The following is a 15,806-nucleotide window of genomic DNA, read 5'->3' on the forward strand; positions in this document are numbered from 1 at the left end:
TGGCTGGTGACTTGAAGCCTCGACAACGAGGCTTCAGTCGCGGGGTTTCAGATGCTGTTCTGAGCGCCTTCGAACCAAGCGAGCTTGTCACGCAGAGTGACCACTTCCCCGACGATCACCAGGGTTGGCGCATGTACTTCATGCGCTGCTACCAACTCCGGCAGGGTCGCCAGAGTGCCGGTAAACACGCGTTGATTCTGCGTCGTGCCTTGCTGCACCAAAGCCGCTGGCGTGGCGCCTGAACGGCCGTGTGCGATCAATTGCGCGCAGATGCCGGGCAGGCCAACCAGCCCCATGTAGAACACCAGGGTTTGTCCCGGCGATACCAGATCCTGCCAGGGCAGATTGCTGCTGCCATCCTTGAGGTGGCCGGTAACGAAACGTACGGACTGCGCATGATCGCGATGAGTCAGCGGAATCCCGGCATAGGCTGCGCATCCTGAAGCTGCGGTAATACCCGGCACCACCTGAAACGGAACGCCTTTGGCAGCCAGTTGCTCGATCTCCTCACCGCCCCGGCCGAAGATGAACGGATCGCCACCCTTCAGGCGCAGCACCCGCTTGCCCTGCTTCGCCAGGTCGATCAATAGCTGATTGATCTGCTCCTGCGGTACGGCATGATCGGCGCGGCGCTTGCCGACGTAGATACGCTCCGCATCACGGCGGCACAAATCGATGATCGCCGGCGCCACCAGACGGTCGTACAGCACCACGTCGGCCTGCTGCATCAGGCGCAGCGCCCGAAAAGTCAGCAGATCGGGGTCGCCGGGGCCGGCGCCGACCAGATACACCTCACCCAGCGCACGTGGCGCAGCACCGGCCAGACGCGCCTCCAGCAGACGCTCGCCCTCTTCCAGTTTGCCGGCAAAAACACTCTCGGCGATCTGTCCCTGGAACACATCTTCCCAGAATACACGGCGCTGCTGTACGTCGGGGAACAGCTGCTTGACCCGCTCACGAAAGCGCTTGCCCAGGTTGGCCAACTGGCCATAGGTGGCCGGAATCCAGGTTTCGATCTTGGCGCGGATCAAGCGCGCCAGTACCGGTGCGTCACCACCGCTGCTGACCGCGACGATCAGCGGCGAGCGGTCGACGATGGCTGGGAAGATCACGCTGCACAGAGCCGGCGCATCCACCACGTTGACGGGGATACCCAACGCCTGGGCCTCGGCAGAGATTCGCGCATTGAGCGGCTCGTCGTCGGTCGCGGCAATCACCAGGCCAACGCCCTGCAGATCATCGCTCTGGTAACCGCGCAGGAAAACACCCTGCTCGCCGGCCATGGCCTGCAGCTCGCGACGGACATCGGGCGCCACAACCCGCAGGCATGCGCCCGCTTCGGCCAGCAGGCGCGCTTTACGCAGCGCCACCTCGCCGCCGCCGACGACCAGCACCGGGCGACCCTGCAGCTTGTGGAACAGCGGAAGAAATTGCATAAAGTCAGCCTCGAATGAGGTGGGAAGGCGAACGACGGGCACGTAGGGTGCGCCATGCGCACCCTACGTCCATCGCCAGGCGCGCCGCTTGTAAACGGGGCAGCCGCACCACCCCGTTTTAGTAGCGGCTCAGCCGATTACTTCAATGCCGCCCATATAGGGTTTCAGAACCTCGGGCACACGAATACTGCCGTCAGCCTGCTGATAATTCTCCAGTACCGCCACCAGGGTGCGACCAACTGCCAGGCCGGAGCCATTGAGGGTGTGCACCAGCTCCGGCTTGCCGGTTTCCGGATTGCGGTAGCGCGCCTGCATGCGGCGCGCCTGGAAGTCGCCGCAGTTGGAGCAGGAAGAAATCTCACGGTACTTGTCCTGGCTCGGCACCCAGACTTCCAGGTCGTAAGTCTTCACCGCGGAGAAGCCCATGTCACCAGTGCACAGAGCCAGCTTGCGATACGGCAACTCCAGCAGTTGCAGCACGCGCTCAGCGTTTGCGGTCATGCTTTCCAGAGCCTCGAAGGACTTGGACGGCTCGACGATCTGCACCATCTCGACCTTGTCGAACTGGTGCTGACGGATCATCCCACGGGTGTCTCGGCCGGAGGCGCCCGCCTCACTGCGGAAACATGGGGTATGGGCGACGAACTTCAGTGGCAGCTGTTTGGCATCGAGAATTTCGCCGGCGACGATATTGGTCAGCGAGACCTCGGCAGTCGGGATCAGGTACAGGTCGGCCTGGTCTTCGCGACGGATTTTGAACAGGTCTTCCTCGAATTTCGGCAGCTGACCTGTGCCCTGCAGCGCCGGAGCCTGCACCAGGTACGGGGTGTAGGCCTCTTCGTAGCCATGTTCGCCGGTGTGCAGGTTGATCATGAACTGCGCCAGGGCGCGATGCAGGCGCGCGATGGGGCCGCGCAGCAGGGCGAAACGCGCGCCGGACAGCTTGGCAGCGGTCTCGAAGTCCAGCCAGCCGTGCTGCTCGCCCAGGGCCACATGATCCTTGATCTCGAAATCGAAGCTGCGCGGCGTACCCCAGCGCGCGACCTCGACGTTGCCGTCCTCATCCGCGCCAACCGGCACAGACTCGTGCGGCAGGTTGGGAATGTTCAGCAGCAGGTTGTCCAGCTCGTTCTGGATGGCGTCCAGCTCGCGCTTGCCGGCCTCCAGGTCGCTGCCCAACTGATCGACCTCCGCCAGCAGCGGCGCAATATCCTCGCCGCGCGCCTTGGCCTGGCCAATGGACTTGGAACGGCTGTTACGCTCGGCCTGCAGCTGTTCGGTGCGTACCTGCACCGACTTGCGCTGACTCTCCAGGGCCTCGAAGCGGGCGACGTCGAGGACGAAGCCACGGGTGGCGAGGCGCTCGGCGATTTCGGTGAGTTGCGTGCGGACGAGTTTGGAATCGAGCATGTTCGGGTCTCAATACATCGGCGAAAAAAGGTTGCGGCCACCAGCGTGACGCGGGTTGCCGAGTGTAAAGCCTTAGCAGGCTGTTGAAAAACCACCTGCGCTCTTTTCAACAGCCTGCTGCCAGGTCAGGCAGCCAAACGAGCCAGGCTCAAACCTGCCCAGGCCGCCAGCAGACCGCCGATGATGCTGAACGCCAGGTAGCCGAGCGCCTCGACTGCGCGACCACCCTCGATCAGTTTCATGATTTCCAGGCTGAAGGATGAAAAAGTGGTGAAACCGCCCAAAACGCCGGTAATCAACCCCGTGCGCAGCTCCTGTGGAAGATCGGTACGCGTGAGGAACAGCCCCGAAAGCAAGCCGATCAACAGGCAGCCAACGAGGTTGACGGCAAAGGTGCCCAGATAAAAGTGCCTGGGCCAATTGCCCGCGACCCAGCTGGAAGCCAGAAACCGCAGCACCGAGCCAACCGCGCCCCCAGCAGCTACGGCAAGCGCGACGCGGATCATGGTGCTCTCCTCCGCCTTGGGCTCGCAGCGTCCAGGCTGCGCAAATGCAGCAGCTTGTCGCGAATCTTCAGCTCCAAGCCGCGCGGCACAGGGTCGTAGTACTGACGCGGCTGCAAGCTCTCGGGGAAGTAATCCTCGCCCGCCGCATAGGCATCCGGCTCATCGTGCGCGTAACGATATTCGTCACCGTAGCCGAGCTGCTTCATCAGCTTGGTCGGTGCGTTGCGCAGGTGCAGCGGCACCTCCTGCGAACCCTGCTCGGCCGCATCACGCATGGCTGCCTTGAAAGCTGTGTACACCGCGTTGCTCTTCGGCGCACAGGCCAGATAAACGATGGCCTGTGCCACGGCCAGCTCGCCTTCCGGGCTGCCCAGGCGCTCCTGCACGTCCCAGGCATTCAGGCACAGGGTCAGGGCGCGCGGGTCGGCGTTGCCGATATCCTCGCTGGCCATGCGCACCACACGGCGGGCGATGTACAGCGGGTCGCAGCCGCCGTCGAGCATGCGTGCGTACCAGTACAACGCGCCATCCGGGCTGGAGCCGCGTACCGATTTGTGCAGGGCGGAAATCTGATCGTAGAAAGCTTCGCCGCCCTTGTCGAAACGGCGGCGGCTGTCGCCCAGCAGGTTCTGCAGCAGCTCCACCCCAATTTCGCCACCGTCCTCGGCCAGGTCTGCAGCGTTCTCGAGGAAGTTGAGCAAACGACGGCCATCGCCATCGGCGGCAGCCAGCAGAATCTGAAAAGCCTCGTCCGGCAGGCGTAGATGGCGTTCGCCCAGGCCTTTCGGGTCGGTCAGAGCGCGATTGACCAGCTTGCGCATCGCCGCCTCATCGAGGCTCTTGAGCACGTAGACGCGGGCCCGCGAGAGCAGCGCATTGTTCAGCTCGAACGAAGGATTCTCGGTAGTGGCACCAATGAAGATCAGCGTGCCGTCTTCCACGTAGGGCAGAAAGGCGTCCTGCTGGCTCTTGTTGAAGCGGTGCACTTCATCGACGAAGAGGATGGTACGCCGGCCATACTGCGCCGCGTGCTGCTGAGCCACTTCGACGGCCTGGCGAATCTCCTTGACCCCGGACAGCACGGCCGAGATGGTCTCGAAATGAGCATCGGTGACCTTGGCCAGCAGGCGCGCCAGGGTCGTCTTGCCCACCCCGGGCGGCCCCCAGAAGATCATCGAGTGCAAGGCGCCCTGCTCCAGCGCCTCACGCAGCGGTTTGCCCGGCGCCAGCACATGCTCCTGGCCGACGTACTCGTCCAGGCTGGTAGCACGCAAACGCGCAGCCAGGGGCTGCGCGACGGGTTGGCGACTGAACAGATCCACGCCTTACTCCTGGATGACGTCCGCACCTTCCGGAATGTCGAAGGTGAACTGCCCATCATCGACCGGCTCGTTCATCTTCACATTGAGGAACAGGATGTTGGTGCGCTGGCCGATGCTGTCGATCAGTTGCATGTCGTTGAGCACGCGGTTGCGGAACGACAGACGCAGGCTGTCGAACAGACTGTCCTTGGCCTTGGGCTTGAGGATGAAGTCGACCACGCTGCCGCCTTCCTTGTAGTCGATCTCGAAGTTCTCGCGAATCTGCGAGACATCACCGGAAAGCAGCAATGCCGGGGTATGGGTCAGGCGCTGATCGAGTGTCTGAATGGTCACCTGCTCCAGATCCGGGTCGTACAGCCAGACCTTTTCGCCATTGGAGACCAGCAACTGCTCCATGGGTTGATCGGTGTGCCAGCGGAACATGCCCGGACGCTTGAGCGCCAGTTGCCCTGCAGTTTCCTGCAATTGCGTGCCGCTGGCGTCGAGGGTCAGCTGCGAGAAGCGCGCACTGATGGTCTGGGCCTGGCCGAGTAGCTCGCTCAGCCGCTTGCTCGCCACCTCTTCATCGGCCTGTGCGTTCAGCAGGGTAAAACTCAGAGCAGCCAGCATCAGCAGGCGAATAACACGCATATAAACCCCTTGAGTCGAATGAGAACGGCGAAGCAACTGCACACCTCGCACTGCTCGGCAGCCCGGGCTGCCGTGAATCCTGTAGACCGCGAAATCAGCGGTTTATCCGTGACGGCAACACTCAGTCACGAGATGAACCGGGCGCCAGCACTTCGCGTGAGCCGTTGGTGTTCATCGAGCTGACCACGCCGGCCATTTCCATTGCCTCGATCATCCGCGCGGCGCGGTTGTAACCGATCTTCAGCTTGCGCTGCACGGCGGAAATGGAAGCACGGCGGCTTTCCAGCACGAAGTTGACGGCTTCGTCGTACAGCGGATCTTCCTCGCTGCCCTCACCACCCTCACCACTGCCGCCACCCTCGAAGCCGCTGCCACCTTCTTCGGCGCCGGCGAGGATATCTTCGTTGTAATCCGGCGCGCCACGCAGCTTCCAGGCCTCGACCACGCGATGCACTTCATCGTCGGAGACAAAGGCGCCGTGAACACGAATAGGCAAGCTGGTGCCGGGCGGCATGTAGAGCATGTCACCGTGGCCAAGCAATTGCTCAGCACCGCCCTGGTCGATGATGGTGCGCGAGTCGATCTTGCTCGAGACCTGGAACGCCATGCGGGTCGGGATGTTGGCCTTGATCAGGCCGGTGATCACGTCCACCGAGGGGCGCTGGGTGGCGAGAATCAGGTGAATACCGGCCGCACGCGCCTTCTGCGCAATACGCGCAATCAGCTCTTCGACCTTCTTGCCAACGATCATCATCATGTCAGCAAATTCGTCGACCACCACCACGATGGTCGGCAGCGGCTTGAGCAGCGGTGCTTCATCGTCCAGGTTTTCCCGGCGAAACAGCGGGTCAGTCAGCGGCTCGCCAGCCTCGATGGCATCCTTGACCTTGCGGTTGAAGCCCGCCAGGTTGCGCACGCCCATCTTCGACATCAGCTTGTAGCGACGCTCCATCTCGGCGACGCTCCAGCGCAGGGCGTTGGCCGCCTCCTTCATGTCGGTGACCACCGGGCACAGCAGGTGCGGAATGCCCTCGTAGATCGACAACTCGAGCATTTTCGGGTCGATCATGATCAGTTTGGCGTCTTCCGGGCTGGACTTGAACAGAATCGACAGAATCATCGCATTCACGCCCACCGACTTACCGGAACCGGTGGTGCCAGCCACCAGCAGGTGCGGCATCTTGGCCAGATCGGTGATCACCGGTTTGCCGCCGATGTCGTGCCCCAGTGCAAGGGTGACCGGCGACTTGGCCTCGTCATACTCGGGGGTCGACAGCACTTCGGAGAAACGCACGATCTGGCGGTTCTCGTTGGGAATCTCGATACCGACGGTGGTCTTACCCGGAATGACCTCGACCACACGCACGCTGGTCACGGCCAGCGAGCGCGCCAGATCCTTGGCCAGGTTGGCGATGCGGCTGACCTTGACCCCGGCAGCCGGCTGAATTTCGTAGCGGGTGATCACCGGGCCCGGGTGGATCGAATCCACCGCCACTTCGACGCCGAACTCCTTGAGCTTGATTTCCAGCAGATGGCCGACGCCCTTGAGCGACTCCGGCGAATACTCGACCTTCTTGGCTTCCGCCGGGTCGAGCAGGGAAATCGGCGGCAAGGTGCCTTCCACCGCGCTGTCAACAAACAACGGCGCCTGTTTTTCCTTCTGCACGCGCTTGCTAGGCTCTGGCGCCTTGACCACTGGCGGCGTGGCGATGACCGGCGCAGGGCGCCTCTCGCGCTCGCTCATGTGCTTGCTCAGCGACTCTTCGCGCTCGAGCAGACGCTCCTTGACCCTGGCCTGCTCACGACGATCGGACACCACCGGCGCGGCCACCTCGATAACGCGTTCGTCCAGCTCGCGCAGCTGGATCTTCATCTGCTTGCGTTCGCTGCGGGCGTTCCACCAGCTGGTGATGGCACCATGAATCAGCTCGAGCAGATCGAGGGTGATCTTGCCAGTCAGATCCATCACGCGGAACCAGGACAGGTCGGTGAATACGGTCAAACCGAACAGGAACAGCGCCAGAAAAATCAGCGTACTGCCCTGTACGTTCAGCGCATGCACGGCCAAATCGCCCAGGCTGGCACCCAGCATGCCGCCGCCGGAACCCTGCATGCCGGCCGCGGCGGCAAAATGAATGTCACCCAACGCTGCGCCGGAAAGAATCAGAAAGACCAGACCGATGCTGTGCCAGGAAAACAGCCAGCCATTCCAGTGCCAGGGTTGATTACGGGTGCGAAACACCTGCCAGGTCTTGGCGGCCAGCAACAGGGGGAAGATGTAGGCGAAGTAACCCAGGGCGCCGAACAACGCGCTGGAGAGCCAAGCACCAATACTGCCACCGGCATTGATGATGCGCTCGACCTGCACGCTGTTGTCCCAGGCCGGATCAGCCACGTTATAGGTCAACAGTGCCATCAGCAGGTACAGGCACATCGCGCCCAGGGCGATCAACGCGCCTTCCTTCAGTCGATACTGAAGCTTGTGGCGCCAGTCGGTAATCTGGGTGGTGGAATTCTTCAAAACAGCCATTTCCTGCGCCCTTGGCGCGTCCATCTGGTGGTTGATCACAAGCGACTTATTGTAGGGCCAGCCTGACGCCGAGGCCAATTGCCAAGCTCCCGCACCCACCCTGCTTCGGTGTAGCATAGCCGCCAGCAGCTTCCATGCGGCTCAATTGGAGCACGCATTCTCTTTTGTGACAAAGGCTTATGGGGTTTTTTTATGAGCGAAGTCAAGCATTCCCGCCTGATCATCCTGGGTTCCGGCCCAGCCGGTTATAGCGCTGCCGTGTATGCTGCGCGCGCCAACCTGAAACCCGTCGTGATCACCGGCATCCAGCCTGGCGGTCAGCTCACCACCACCACCGAAGTGGACAACTGGCCGGGCGACGTCGAAGGCCTCACCGGCCCGGCGCTGATGGAGCGCATGCAGAAGCATGCCGAGCGCTTCGACACCGAGATCATTTACGACCACATCCATACCGCTGAGTTGCAGAGCCGTCCCTTCGTGCTCAAGGGTGACAGCGGCACTTACAGCTGCGATGCCCTGATCATTGCCACCGGCGCCAGTGCCCAGTACCTCGGCCTGCCATCGGAAGAGGCGTTTTCCGGCAAGGGCGTTTCGGCCTGCGCCACCTGCGACGGCTTCTTCTACCGCAATCAGGTGGTCGCCGTGATCGGCGGCGGCAATACCGCCGTCGAAGAGGCGCTGTACCTGTCGAACATCGCCAAAGAAGTGCACCTGGTGCACCGCCGCGACAAGCTTCGCTCGGAGAAGATCCTGCAGGACAAACTGTTCGATAAGGTCGAGAACGGCAACATGCGCCTGCACTGGAACCACACCCTGGATGAGGTGCTGGGCGACCAGAGCGGCGTAACTGGCGTACGCCTGAAAAGCACCCTCGACGGTAGCACCAAGGAGCTGGCCCTGGCTGGCGTGTTCATCGCCATCGGCCACAAACCCAATACCGAACTGTTCGTCGGCCAGCTGGACATGCATGACGGCTACCTGAAGATCAAAGGCGGCAGCGAAGGCAATGCCACTGCTACCAGCATCGAGGGCGTATTCGCCGCCGGCGACGTGGCCGACCACGTCTACCGCCAGGCCATTACCTCGGCCGGCGCCGGCTGCATGGCCGCACTGGACGTCGAGAAGTTCCTCGACAGCAACTGATGGACAAGGGCGAGCCGCCCCGCTCGCCCTCCCCCGCCCCAATGGACAAGCGCGCATGCTGACCTGGCTGCAACGTGACTCCCTGCAGTTCCCGCCACTGGCAAAAGCCATGCGCGAACCCAACGGCCTGCTCGCTGCTGGTGGCGACCTGAGCGCCGACCGCCTGATCAGCGCCTATCGGCACGGCTGCTTTCCCTGGTTTCAGGATGGCCAGCCGATTCTCTGGTGGTCACCCGATCCGCGTACCGTTCTGTTCCCCGAGGAGCTGCATGTCTCCCGCAGCCTGGCCAAGCTGCTGCGCCAGCAGCGCTACCGCGTCACCTTCGATCAGGACTTCGCCGCCGTCATACAGGCCTGCGCCGAGCCGCGCACCTACGCCGATGGCACCTGGATTACCCGTAGCATGCAGGAGGCTTACCTGCAGCTGCATGAGCGCGGCATCGCCCACTCGGTGGAAGTCTGGCAGGAGGATCAACTGGTCGGCGGGCTTTACGGCCTGGCGATGGGGCAGCTGTTCTTCGGCGAATCCATGTTCAGCCGCGCCGACAATGCCTCGAAAGTCGGTTTCGCCACACTGGTCGGCAAACTTCGAGACTGGGGCTTTGTACTCATCGACTGCCAGATGCCCACACAGCACCTGCGCAGCTTCGGCGCCAGGGCCATACCGCGCGCCAGCTTCGCCGAATACCTCAAGTGTCACCTCGATCTGCCCACCGGAGCAGATTGGCTCGCCTAGTCGATCTTCGCAGCCTGGCATACACTCTTTATCAGGCTTCCCCGAGACACCGCCATGACCGAGCTGGCCCGCCTGAAGTTCTATGCCACTCAACCCCATCCATGCAGCTATCTGCCGGAAGAACAGGCCACCACCCTGTTTCTCGACCCCAGCCAGCCCATGGATGTGCTGGTTTATGCAGAACTTTCGGAAATGGGCTTTCGCCGCAGCGGCGACCACCTCTACCGACCGCATTGCCAGCAGTGCACCGCCTGCATTCCTGCACGCATTCCTGCTGCGCGCTTCACACCTAACCGCCAGCAGCGGCGCATCCTCAAACGCAATGAAGACATCGTAATTCGCTGCGTGCGCCCGGCATTCACTGAAGAGTATTACGATCTCTACGTGGGCTATATCGAGCAGCGCCATGCCGATGGTGACATGTACCCACCGAGCCGTGACCAGTTCTCGACCTTTCTGATTCGCGACCTGCCGTTCTCACGCTTCTACGAGTTTCGTCTGCAAGGCAGATTGGTCGCCATCGCAGTCACTGACGTTCTGCCAAACGGTCTGTCAGCGGTTTATACCTTCTATGACCCCACCGAAGAACGCCGCAGCCTGGGGCGATTCGCCATCCTCTGGCAAATCGGCGAGGCCGAGCGCCTGGGGCTGGAGGCCGTCTACCTCGGCTACTGGATCAAGAATTGTCGGAAGATGAACTACAAGACCCAGTACCGCCCCATCGAACTATTCGTTAATCAGCGCTGGACACTGCTTACCTAGGGTCTGTTGCCGTTTCGCGCACGGCCGCAACGGAGCCAGTTTTTGCGTGGGGCTAGGCGCGAGACGCGAAGTTTGGTCGCCCAAATGAGCCGTCGAGTAACGACGTACCACGCAAAAACTGGCCGTCCCTTCGGGTTGCGCGGCAAATTGCGCCATGCGTCGTTGCGGGATTTGGCAAGGGAACGACCATTACCTGCATCCCGCGCCTCGCGTGGCGCAATTTGGCGCAGCAACGCGGCTCGCGTCGAAACGGCAACAGACCCTAACCTCTCAGCCACCATCCCAGTCAGTTCGACACTCCAAGCCACTTGGCGCAGCCCACTGTTTTCGGGCACAATGCACGCCGCTTTTGCCTGGCGCCAGTTGCACCGGGCCATTTCCTGGATACCGAGGGCTTTACTGCATGTCGAAAGAAGACAGCTTCGAAATGGAAGGCACTGTCGTCGACACCCTGCCCAACACCATGTTCCGCGTGGAGTTGGAAAACGGGCACGTCGTTACCGCGCACATCTCCGGCAAGATGCGCAAGAACTACATCCGCATTCTCACTGGTGACAAGGTGCGCGTTGAGCTGACGCCTTATGACTTGAGCAAGGGCCGCATTACCTACCGCGCCCGTTAAGCCAAGCACCAAACGAAAACGCCCGGCATATGCCGGGCGTTTTCGTTGACTTACTGAAAGCCACCAGGGCTTTCAGTGCACTTGAGGCCATTCGATCAGGCGACCTCTGCCGCCGTCTCGAACTCGAAGCTGGGCTCGCCACCCTTGATGTCGATGTGCACCACACCGCCATGCTCGGCCAGCTCGCCGAAGAGGATTTCCTCCGCCAGCGGACGCTTGATCTTGTCCTGGATCAGGCGTGCCATCGGTCTGGCCCCCATCATCACATCGTAACCGCGCTCGGCCAGCCAGCTGCGCGCCGCATCGCTGACTTCCAGCGTGACACGCTTGTCTTCGAGCTGCGCCTGCAGCTCGGTGAGGAACTTGTCGACGATGCTCTTGATAGTTTCGTGACTGAGACGACCAAACTGGATGATAGTGTCCAGACGGTTGCGGAACTCCGGCGTGAAGCTCTTCTTGATGACTTCCATGGCATCGGTGGAGTGATCCTGCTGGGTGAAACCGATCGACGCACGCGAAGCGGTTTCCGCACCGGCGTTGGTGGTCATGATCAGGATCACGTTGCGGAAGTCCGCCTTGCGTCCATTGTTGTCAGTCAGCGTGCCGTGGTCCATCACCTGCAACAGCAGGTTGAAGACTTCCGGATGCGCCTTCTCGATCTCATCGAGCAACAGCACGCAGTGCGGCTGCTTGGTGATCGCCTCGGTCAGCAAGCCACCCTGGTCGAAACCAACGTAACCGGGCGGCGCACCGATCAGGCGCGATACGGTGTGACGCTCCATGTACTCGGACATGTCGAAACGCACCAGCTCGATACCCATGGCCTTGGCCAACTGCCGCGCCGCTTCGGTCTTGCCCACGCCCGTGGGGCCGGCGAACAGGAAGGAGCCGACCGGCTTGTCCGGCGCCTTGAGTCCGGCGCGCGACAGCTTGATCGCAGTGGCCAGCGAGTCGATGGCAGCATCCTGGCCGAACACGGTGAGCTTGAGATCACGCTCCAGGTTACGCAGCAGTTCCTTGTCGGAACTGGAGACATGCTTCGGCGGAATCCGCGCGATCTTGGCGACGATATCCTCGACCTGTGCTACCTCAATACGCGCCACGCGCTTGTCTTCCGGCTGCAGGCGCTGGTAGGCGCCGGCCTCGTCGATGACGTCGATGGCCTTGTCCGGCATGTGCCGATCATTGATGTAGCGCGCAGCCAATTCAGCCGCTGCACGCAGGGCTTCGTCACTGTATTCGATGTGGTGATGCTGCTCGAAGCGCGCCTTGAGCCCCTTGAGAATGCCGACGGTGTCCTCTATCGAAGGCTCGACCACGTCGACCTTCTGGAAGCGTCGCGCCAGCGCACGGTCCTTCTCGAAGATGCCGCGGAATTCCTGGAAGGTGGTGGAACCGATGCAGCGAATCTCACCCGAGGACAGCATCGGCTTGAGCAGATTGGAGGCATCCATGACCCCGCCCGACGCCGCGCCAGCACCGATGATGGTGTGAATCTCGTCGATGAAGAGGATCGCATGCGGCCGCTTGCGCAGCTCATTGAGCAGCGCCTTGAAGCGCTTCTCGAAGTCGCCGCGGTACTTGGTGCCGGCCAGCAGCGCACCGAGATCCAGAGAATAGACCACGCTGTCAGCCAGCAGGTCGGGCACCTGCTCGTCAACGATACGCTTGGCCAGGCCTTCGGCGATGGCTGTCTTGCCGACACCGGCCTCGCCTACCAGCAGTGGGTTGTTCTTGCGCCGACGCGCGAGAATCTGCGCAACACGCTCGACTTCATGCTCGCGACCGACCAGTGGATCGATACGTCCCTGACGAGCCAGTTCGTTGAGGTTGCTGGCGTAGGCATCCAGCGGATTGCCGGACGCTGAGGACTCACCGCCCTCCTCATCCTGCATGTCCTGATCATTTTCGTGGTGATCGCCATGCCCAGGCACCTTGGAGATGCCATGGGCGATGTAGTTGACCACATCGATGCGCGCCACGCTCTGCTGCTTGAGCAGGAACACGGCCTGACTTTCCTGCTCGCTGAAGATCGCGACCAGGACGTTGGCGCCGGTCACTTCACGCTTGCCGGAGCTCTGCACATGGAAGACAGCACGCTGCAGAACGCGCTGGAAGCCCAGAGTCGGCTGGGTTTCGCGGTCTTCATCGTGCTGAGGAATCAGTGGCGTGGTGGAGTCGATAAACTCCTGCAGATCGTGGCGCAGCTTGTCGAGGTTGGCCCCACAGGCCCGCAGCACACTGGCGGCTGCCTCGTTATCCAGCAAGGCGAGCAGCAGGTGCTCGACCGTCATGAATTCATGACGCCTGGCACGGGCCTCCTTGAAAGCCAGATTGAGGGTGACTTCGAGCTCTCGATTCAACATAGCTTCACCTCATACCCAATTGGCCGGCGTTAACCGTCCTTCTCTATTTCACAGAGTAGCGGATGCTGGCTCTCTCGCGCGTATTGGTTGACCTGCATTGCCTTGGTCTCCGCAATATCACGGGTGTACACACCACATACCGCACGCCCTTCCGTATGGACGGCCAGCATGATCTTGGTCGCCAACTCCCGGTTCATGCCAAAAAACGTTTCGAGCACTTCGACAACGAAATCCATCGGGGTGTAGTCGTCATTGAATAAGACCACCTTGTACATCGGTGGCGCCTGCAATGCTGGCTTGGATTCCTGAACAGCGATACCAGAGGAGTCATCCTCATGCTCTGCCGGGTGATCCTGATTGAATGTTAGTCGAATCTGGCTACTTGCATGCATGCTGAAATCAGAGGTTCAGGGCCGGGCGAACGGGGATGCTAGAAGGAGTTTGACTGAGTTCTCAGCCATCCGCCGTATAGCCTTGACTAACGGCAAAAGGGTGTTACAACAAATGAGTACCCATACGCGGGTATCAGGGATTCCGCACCTTCGCCCAGCCTGGTCGGTTATCGCGCGGAATCAGGGTGGATGATACTCCAGAGATGGAGTCCTTTGCAGAGGGATATCAGCATGCTCAGCGGTAAGGTCAAGTGGTTCAACAACGCCAAAGGTTATGGATTCATCCTGGCCGATGGCCGAGATGAGGACCTGTTCGCCCACTACTCGGCTATCCAGATGGACGGTTACAAAACGCTCAAGGCCGGCCAACCGGTTCGCTTCGAGATTGTGCAAGGCCCCAAGGGCCTGCATGCCATCAATATCAGCGCGGTTACCGCCAACCAGGGCGCCCCAGCGGCCTTACCCCAGGCGCACACTGTCGCGAGCCCTGTCGAAGCCTGAGCATTCTGGCAAATCGTCACGAAAAGGCCGGTCATTTGACCGGCCTTTTTTTCACACCTGAATCAGCCTACATATGGCTGATCATCGCATCGCCAAATTCGGAGCATGACATCAACTTCGCTCCTTCCATCAGGCGCTCGAAGTCATAGGTGACCGTCTTCGCAGCGATGGCGCCATTGGTGCCCTTGATGATCAGATCGGCAGCCTCGGCCCAACCCATATGACGCAGCATCATTTCGGCAGAAAGGATGATCGAGCCCGGGTTGACCTTGTCCTGGCCAGCGTACTTGGGCGCCGTACCGTGCGTCGCTTCGAACATGGCCACCGAGTCGGACAGGTTGGCACCCGGCGCGATGCCGATACCCCCCACCTCGGCCGCCAGCGCATCGGACAGATAGTCGCCATTGAGGTTTAGGGTAGCGATCACGTCATATTCAGCCGGACGCAGCAGAATCTGTTGCAGCATGGCGTCGGCGATCACGTCCTTGACCACGATATTCTTGCTGGTGCGCGGATTCTTGAACTGCATCCACGGGCCGCCATCGAGCAACTCGGCACCGAATTCCTCACGGGCAATCTCGTAACCCCACTCCTTGAAGGCACCCTCGGTGAACTTCATGATGTTGCCCTTGTGCACCAGGGTCACCGAGCTGCGGTCGTTATCGACTGCGTACTGCAGCGCCTTGCGCACCAGGCGCTTGGTACCCGCTTCGGAGACCGGTTTGATGCCGATACCGCACATATCAGTGAAGCGGATCTTCTTGACGCCCATTTCCTCGGTGAGGAACTTGATGACTTTCTCGGCTTCAGGGCTGCCGGCCTTCCACTCAACGCCGGCATAGATGTCTTCGGAGTTCTCGCGGAAGATCACCATGTCCACGTCACCCGGTTTCTTCACCGGGCTGGGTACGCCCTCGAACCAGCGCACCGGGCGCAGGCAGACATAAAGGTCGAGCTCCTGGCGCAGGGCTACGTTCAATGAACGGATGCCGCCGCCTACGGGCGTGGTCAGCGGGCCTTTGATCGAGACCACGTAATCACGCACGGCCTCGAGGGTTTCTTTCGGCAGCCAGGTGTCCTGATCGTAAACCTGGGTCGCCTTCTCACCGGCATAAACTTCCATCCAGGAGATCTTGCGGGCGCCGCCATAGGCTTTTTCGACGGCAGCGTCGACCACCTTGATCATCACCGGGGAAATATCGACACCAATACCGTCACCCTCGATGAACGGGATGATCGGATTGTCTGGAACATTCAGCGACATATCGGCGTTAACGGTGATTTTGTCACCGCTGGCTGGCACCTGGATCTTTTGGTATCCCATGCTGGACTCCATCTTGTGGTTAGGCAGTGTGCATCTCCGAGAGTAGCGCAAACCGCTCAAGGAGACACATGTGCAAAGGTCTTATGCAACTGGGCATTCTGTGGCGAGGTGTCGCAGTGGTATACT

The 15,806-nt window shown here is 61.1% G+C and carries 14 protein-coding genes; 5 read left to right on the forward strand and 9 right to left on the reverse strand.

The genetic code is table 11. The features are described 5' to 3' along the window. Nucleotides 1–47 precede the first annotated feature (47 nt). From cysG to PSOLE_RS05670, 6 genes are all read right to left on the reverse strand, one after another. Nucleotides 48–1,436 (reverse strand): siroheme synthase CysG, encoded by a 1,389-nt coding sequence (cysG, locus tag PSOLE_RS05645; protein ID WP_003460418.1) that lies wholly within the window; start codon nucleotides 1,434–1,436, stop codon nucleotides 48–50. Nucleotides 1,437–1,565: 129 nt separating this feature from the next. Further along, nucleotides 1,566–2,846: a serine--tRNA ligase gene (serS, locus tag PSOLE_RS05650; protein ID WP_003460419.1), complete on the reverse strand. Its 1,281-nt coding sequence runs from the start codon at nucleotides 2,844–2,846 to the stop codon at nucleotides 1,566–1,568. Nucleotides 2,847–2,971: 125 nt separating this feature from the next. After that, complete coding sequence (crcB, locus tag PSOLE_RS05655) at nucleotides 2,972–3,352, reverse strand: fluoride efflux transporter CrcB (RefSeq protein WP_003460420.1); 381 nt, start codon at nucleotides 3,350–3,352, stop codon at nucleotides 2,972–2,974. After that, nucleotides 3,349–4,674: a replication-associated recombination protein A gene (locus PSOLE_RS05660; RefSeq protein WP_003460421.1), complete on the reverse strand. Its 1,326-nt coding sequence runs from the start codon at nucleotides 4,672–4,674 to the stop codon at nucleotides 3,349–3,351. Before PSOLE_RS05660 ends, crcB begins: the two co-directional genes overlap by 4 nt. 3 nt (nucleotides 4,675–4,677) lie before the next feature. Then, entirely contained in the window at nucleotides 4,678–5,304 is a 627-nt protein-coding gene (lolA, locus tag PSOLE_RS05665) for an outer membrane lipoprotein chaperone LolA (RefSeq protein ID WP_074858396.1), read from the reverse strand. Between the two features lie 121 nt (nucleotides 5,305–5,425). Beyond that, nucleotides 5,426–7,834, reverse strand: a complete 2,409-nt coding sequence (locus PSOLE_RS05670) for a DNA translocase FtsK (protein WP_371821479.1) — start codon at nucleotides 7,832–7,834, stop codon at nucleotides 5,426–5,428. A gap of 192 nt (nucleotides 7,835–8,026) precedes the next feature. Between PSOLE_RS05670 and trxB the strand changes: the two genes are divergently transcribed. The 4 genes from trxB (at nucleotide 8,027) to infA (ending at nucleotide 11,097) form a co-directional block, all read left to right on the forward strand. Then, nucleotides 8,027–8,977, forward strand: coding sequence for a thioredoxin-disulfide reductase (trxB, locus tag PSOLE_RS05675; RefSeq protein ID WP_024308152.1), 951 nt, complete (start codon nucleotides 8,027–8,029; stop codon nucleotides 8,975–8,977). A gap of 55 nt (nucleotides 8,978–9,032) precedes the next feature. Beyond that, entirely contained in the window at nucleotides 9,033–9,713 is a 681-nt protein-coding gene (aat, locus tag PSOLE_RS05680) for a leucyl/phenylalanyl-tRNA--protein transferase (RefSeq protein ID WP_074858399.1), read from the forward strand. 54 nt (nucleotides 9,714–9,767) lie between these two features. After that, nucleotides 9,768–10,475 (forward strand): arginyltransferase, encoded by a 708-nt coding sequence (locus tag PSOLE_RS05685; RefSeq protein WP_003460426.1) that lies wholly within the window; start codon nucleotides 9,768–9,770, stop codon nucleotides 10,473–10,475. 403 nt (nucleotides 10,476–10,878) lie between these two features. After that, nucleotides 10,879–11,097, forward strand: a complete 219-nt coding sequence (infA, locus tag PSOLE_RS05690; RefSeq protein ID WP_002553999.1) for a translation initiation factor IF-1 — start codon at nucleotides 10,879–10,881, stop codon at nucleotides 11,095–11,097. 95 nt (nucleotides 11,098–11,192) lie between these two features. On the opposite strand, the gene clpA is transcribed toward infA, so the two are convergent. Together clpA and clpS are read right to left on the reverse strand one after the other, a co-directional pair. Continuing rightward, complete coding sequence (gene clpA, locus PSOLE_RS05695; RefSeq protein WP_074858402.1) at nucleotides 11,193–13,463, reverse strand: ATP-dependent Clp protease ATP-binding subunit ClpA; 2,271 nt, start codon at nucleotides 13,461–13,463, stop codon at nucleotides 11,193–11,195. A 29-nt stretch (nucleotides 13,464–13,492) separates the two neighbouring features. Continuing rightward, a complete protein-coding gene (clpS, locus tag PSOLE_RS05700; protein WP_003460431.1) occupies nucleotides 13,493–13,855 on the reverse strand; it encodes an ATP-dependent Clp protease adapter ClpS in 363 nt (120 codons plus the stop codon). Nucleotides 13,856–14,086: 231 nt separating this feature from the next. On the opposite strand from clpS, the gene cspD reads away from it, so the two are divergent. Continuing rightward, nucleotides 14,087–14,356 carry a cold shock domain-containing protein CspD gene (cspD, locus tag PSOLE_RS05705; protein WP_003460433.1) on the forward strand — a complete coding sequence of 90 codons (270 nt, stop codon included), beginning with the start codon at nucleotides 14,087–14,089 and terminating at the stop codon, nucleotides 14,354–14,356. A 67-nt stretch (nucleotides 14,357–14,423) separates the two neighbouring features. On the opposite strand, the gene icd is transcribed toward cspD, so the two are convergent. Then, nucleotides 14,424–15,680 (reverse strand): NADP-dependent isocitrate dehydrogenase, encoded by a 1,257-nt coding sequence (gene icd, locus PSOLE_RS05710; protein ID WP_003460435.1) that lies wholly within the window; start codon nucleotides 15,678–15,680, stop codon nucleotides 14,424–14,426. Between the last annotated feature and the right edge of the window lie 126 nt (nucleotides 15,681–15,806).

Source organism: Pseudomonas oleovorans subsp. oleovorans (assembly GCF_002197815.1).
GTDB classification, from domain to species: Bacteria; Pseudomonadota; Gammaproteobacteria; order Pseudomonadales; family Pseudomonadaceae; genus Aquipseudomonas; species Aquipseudomonas oleovorans.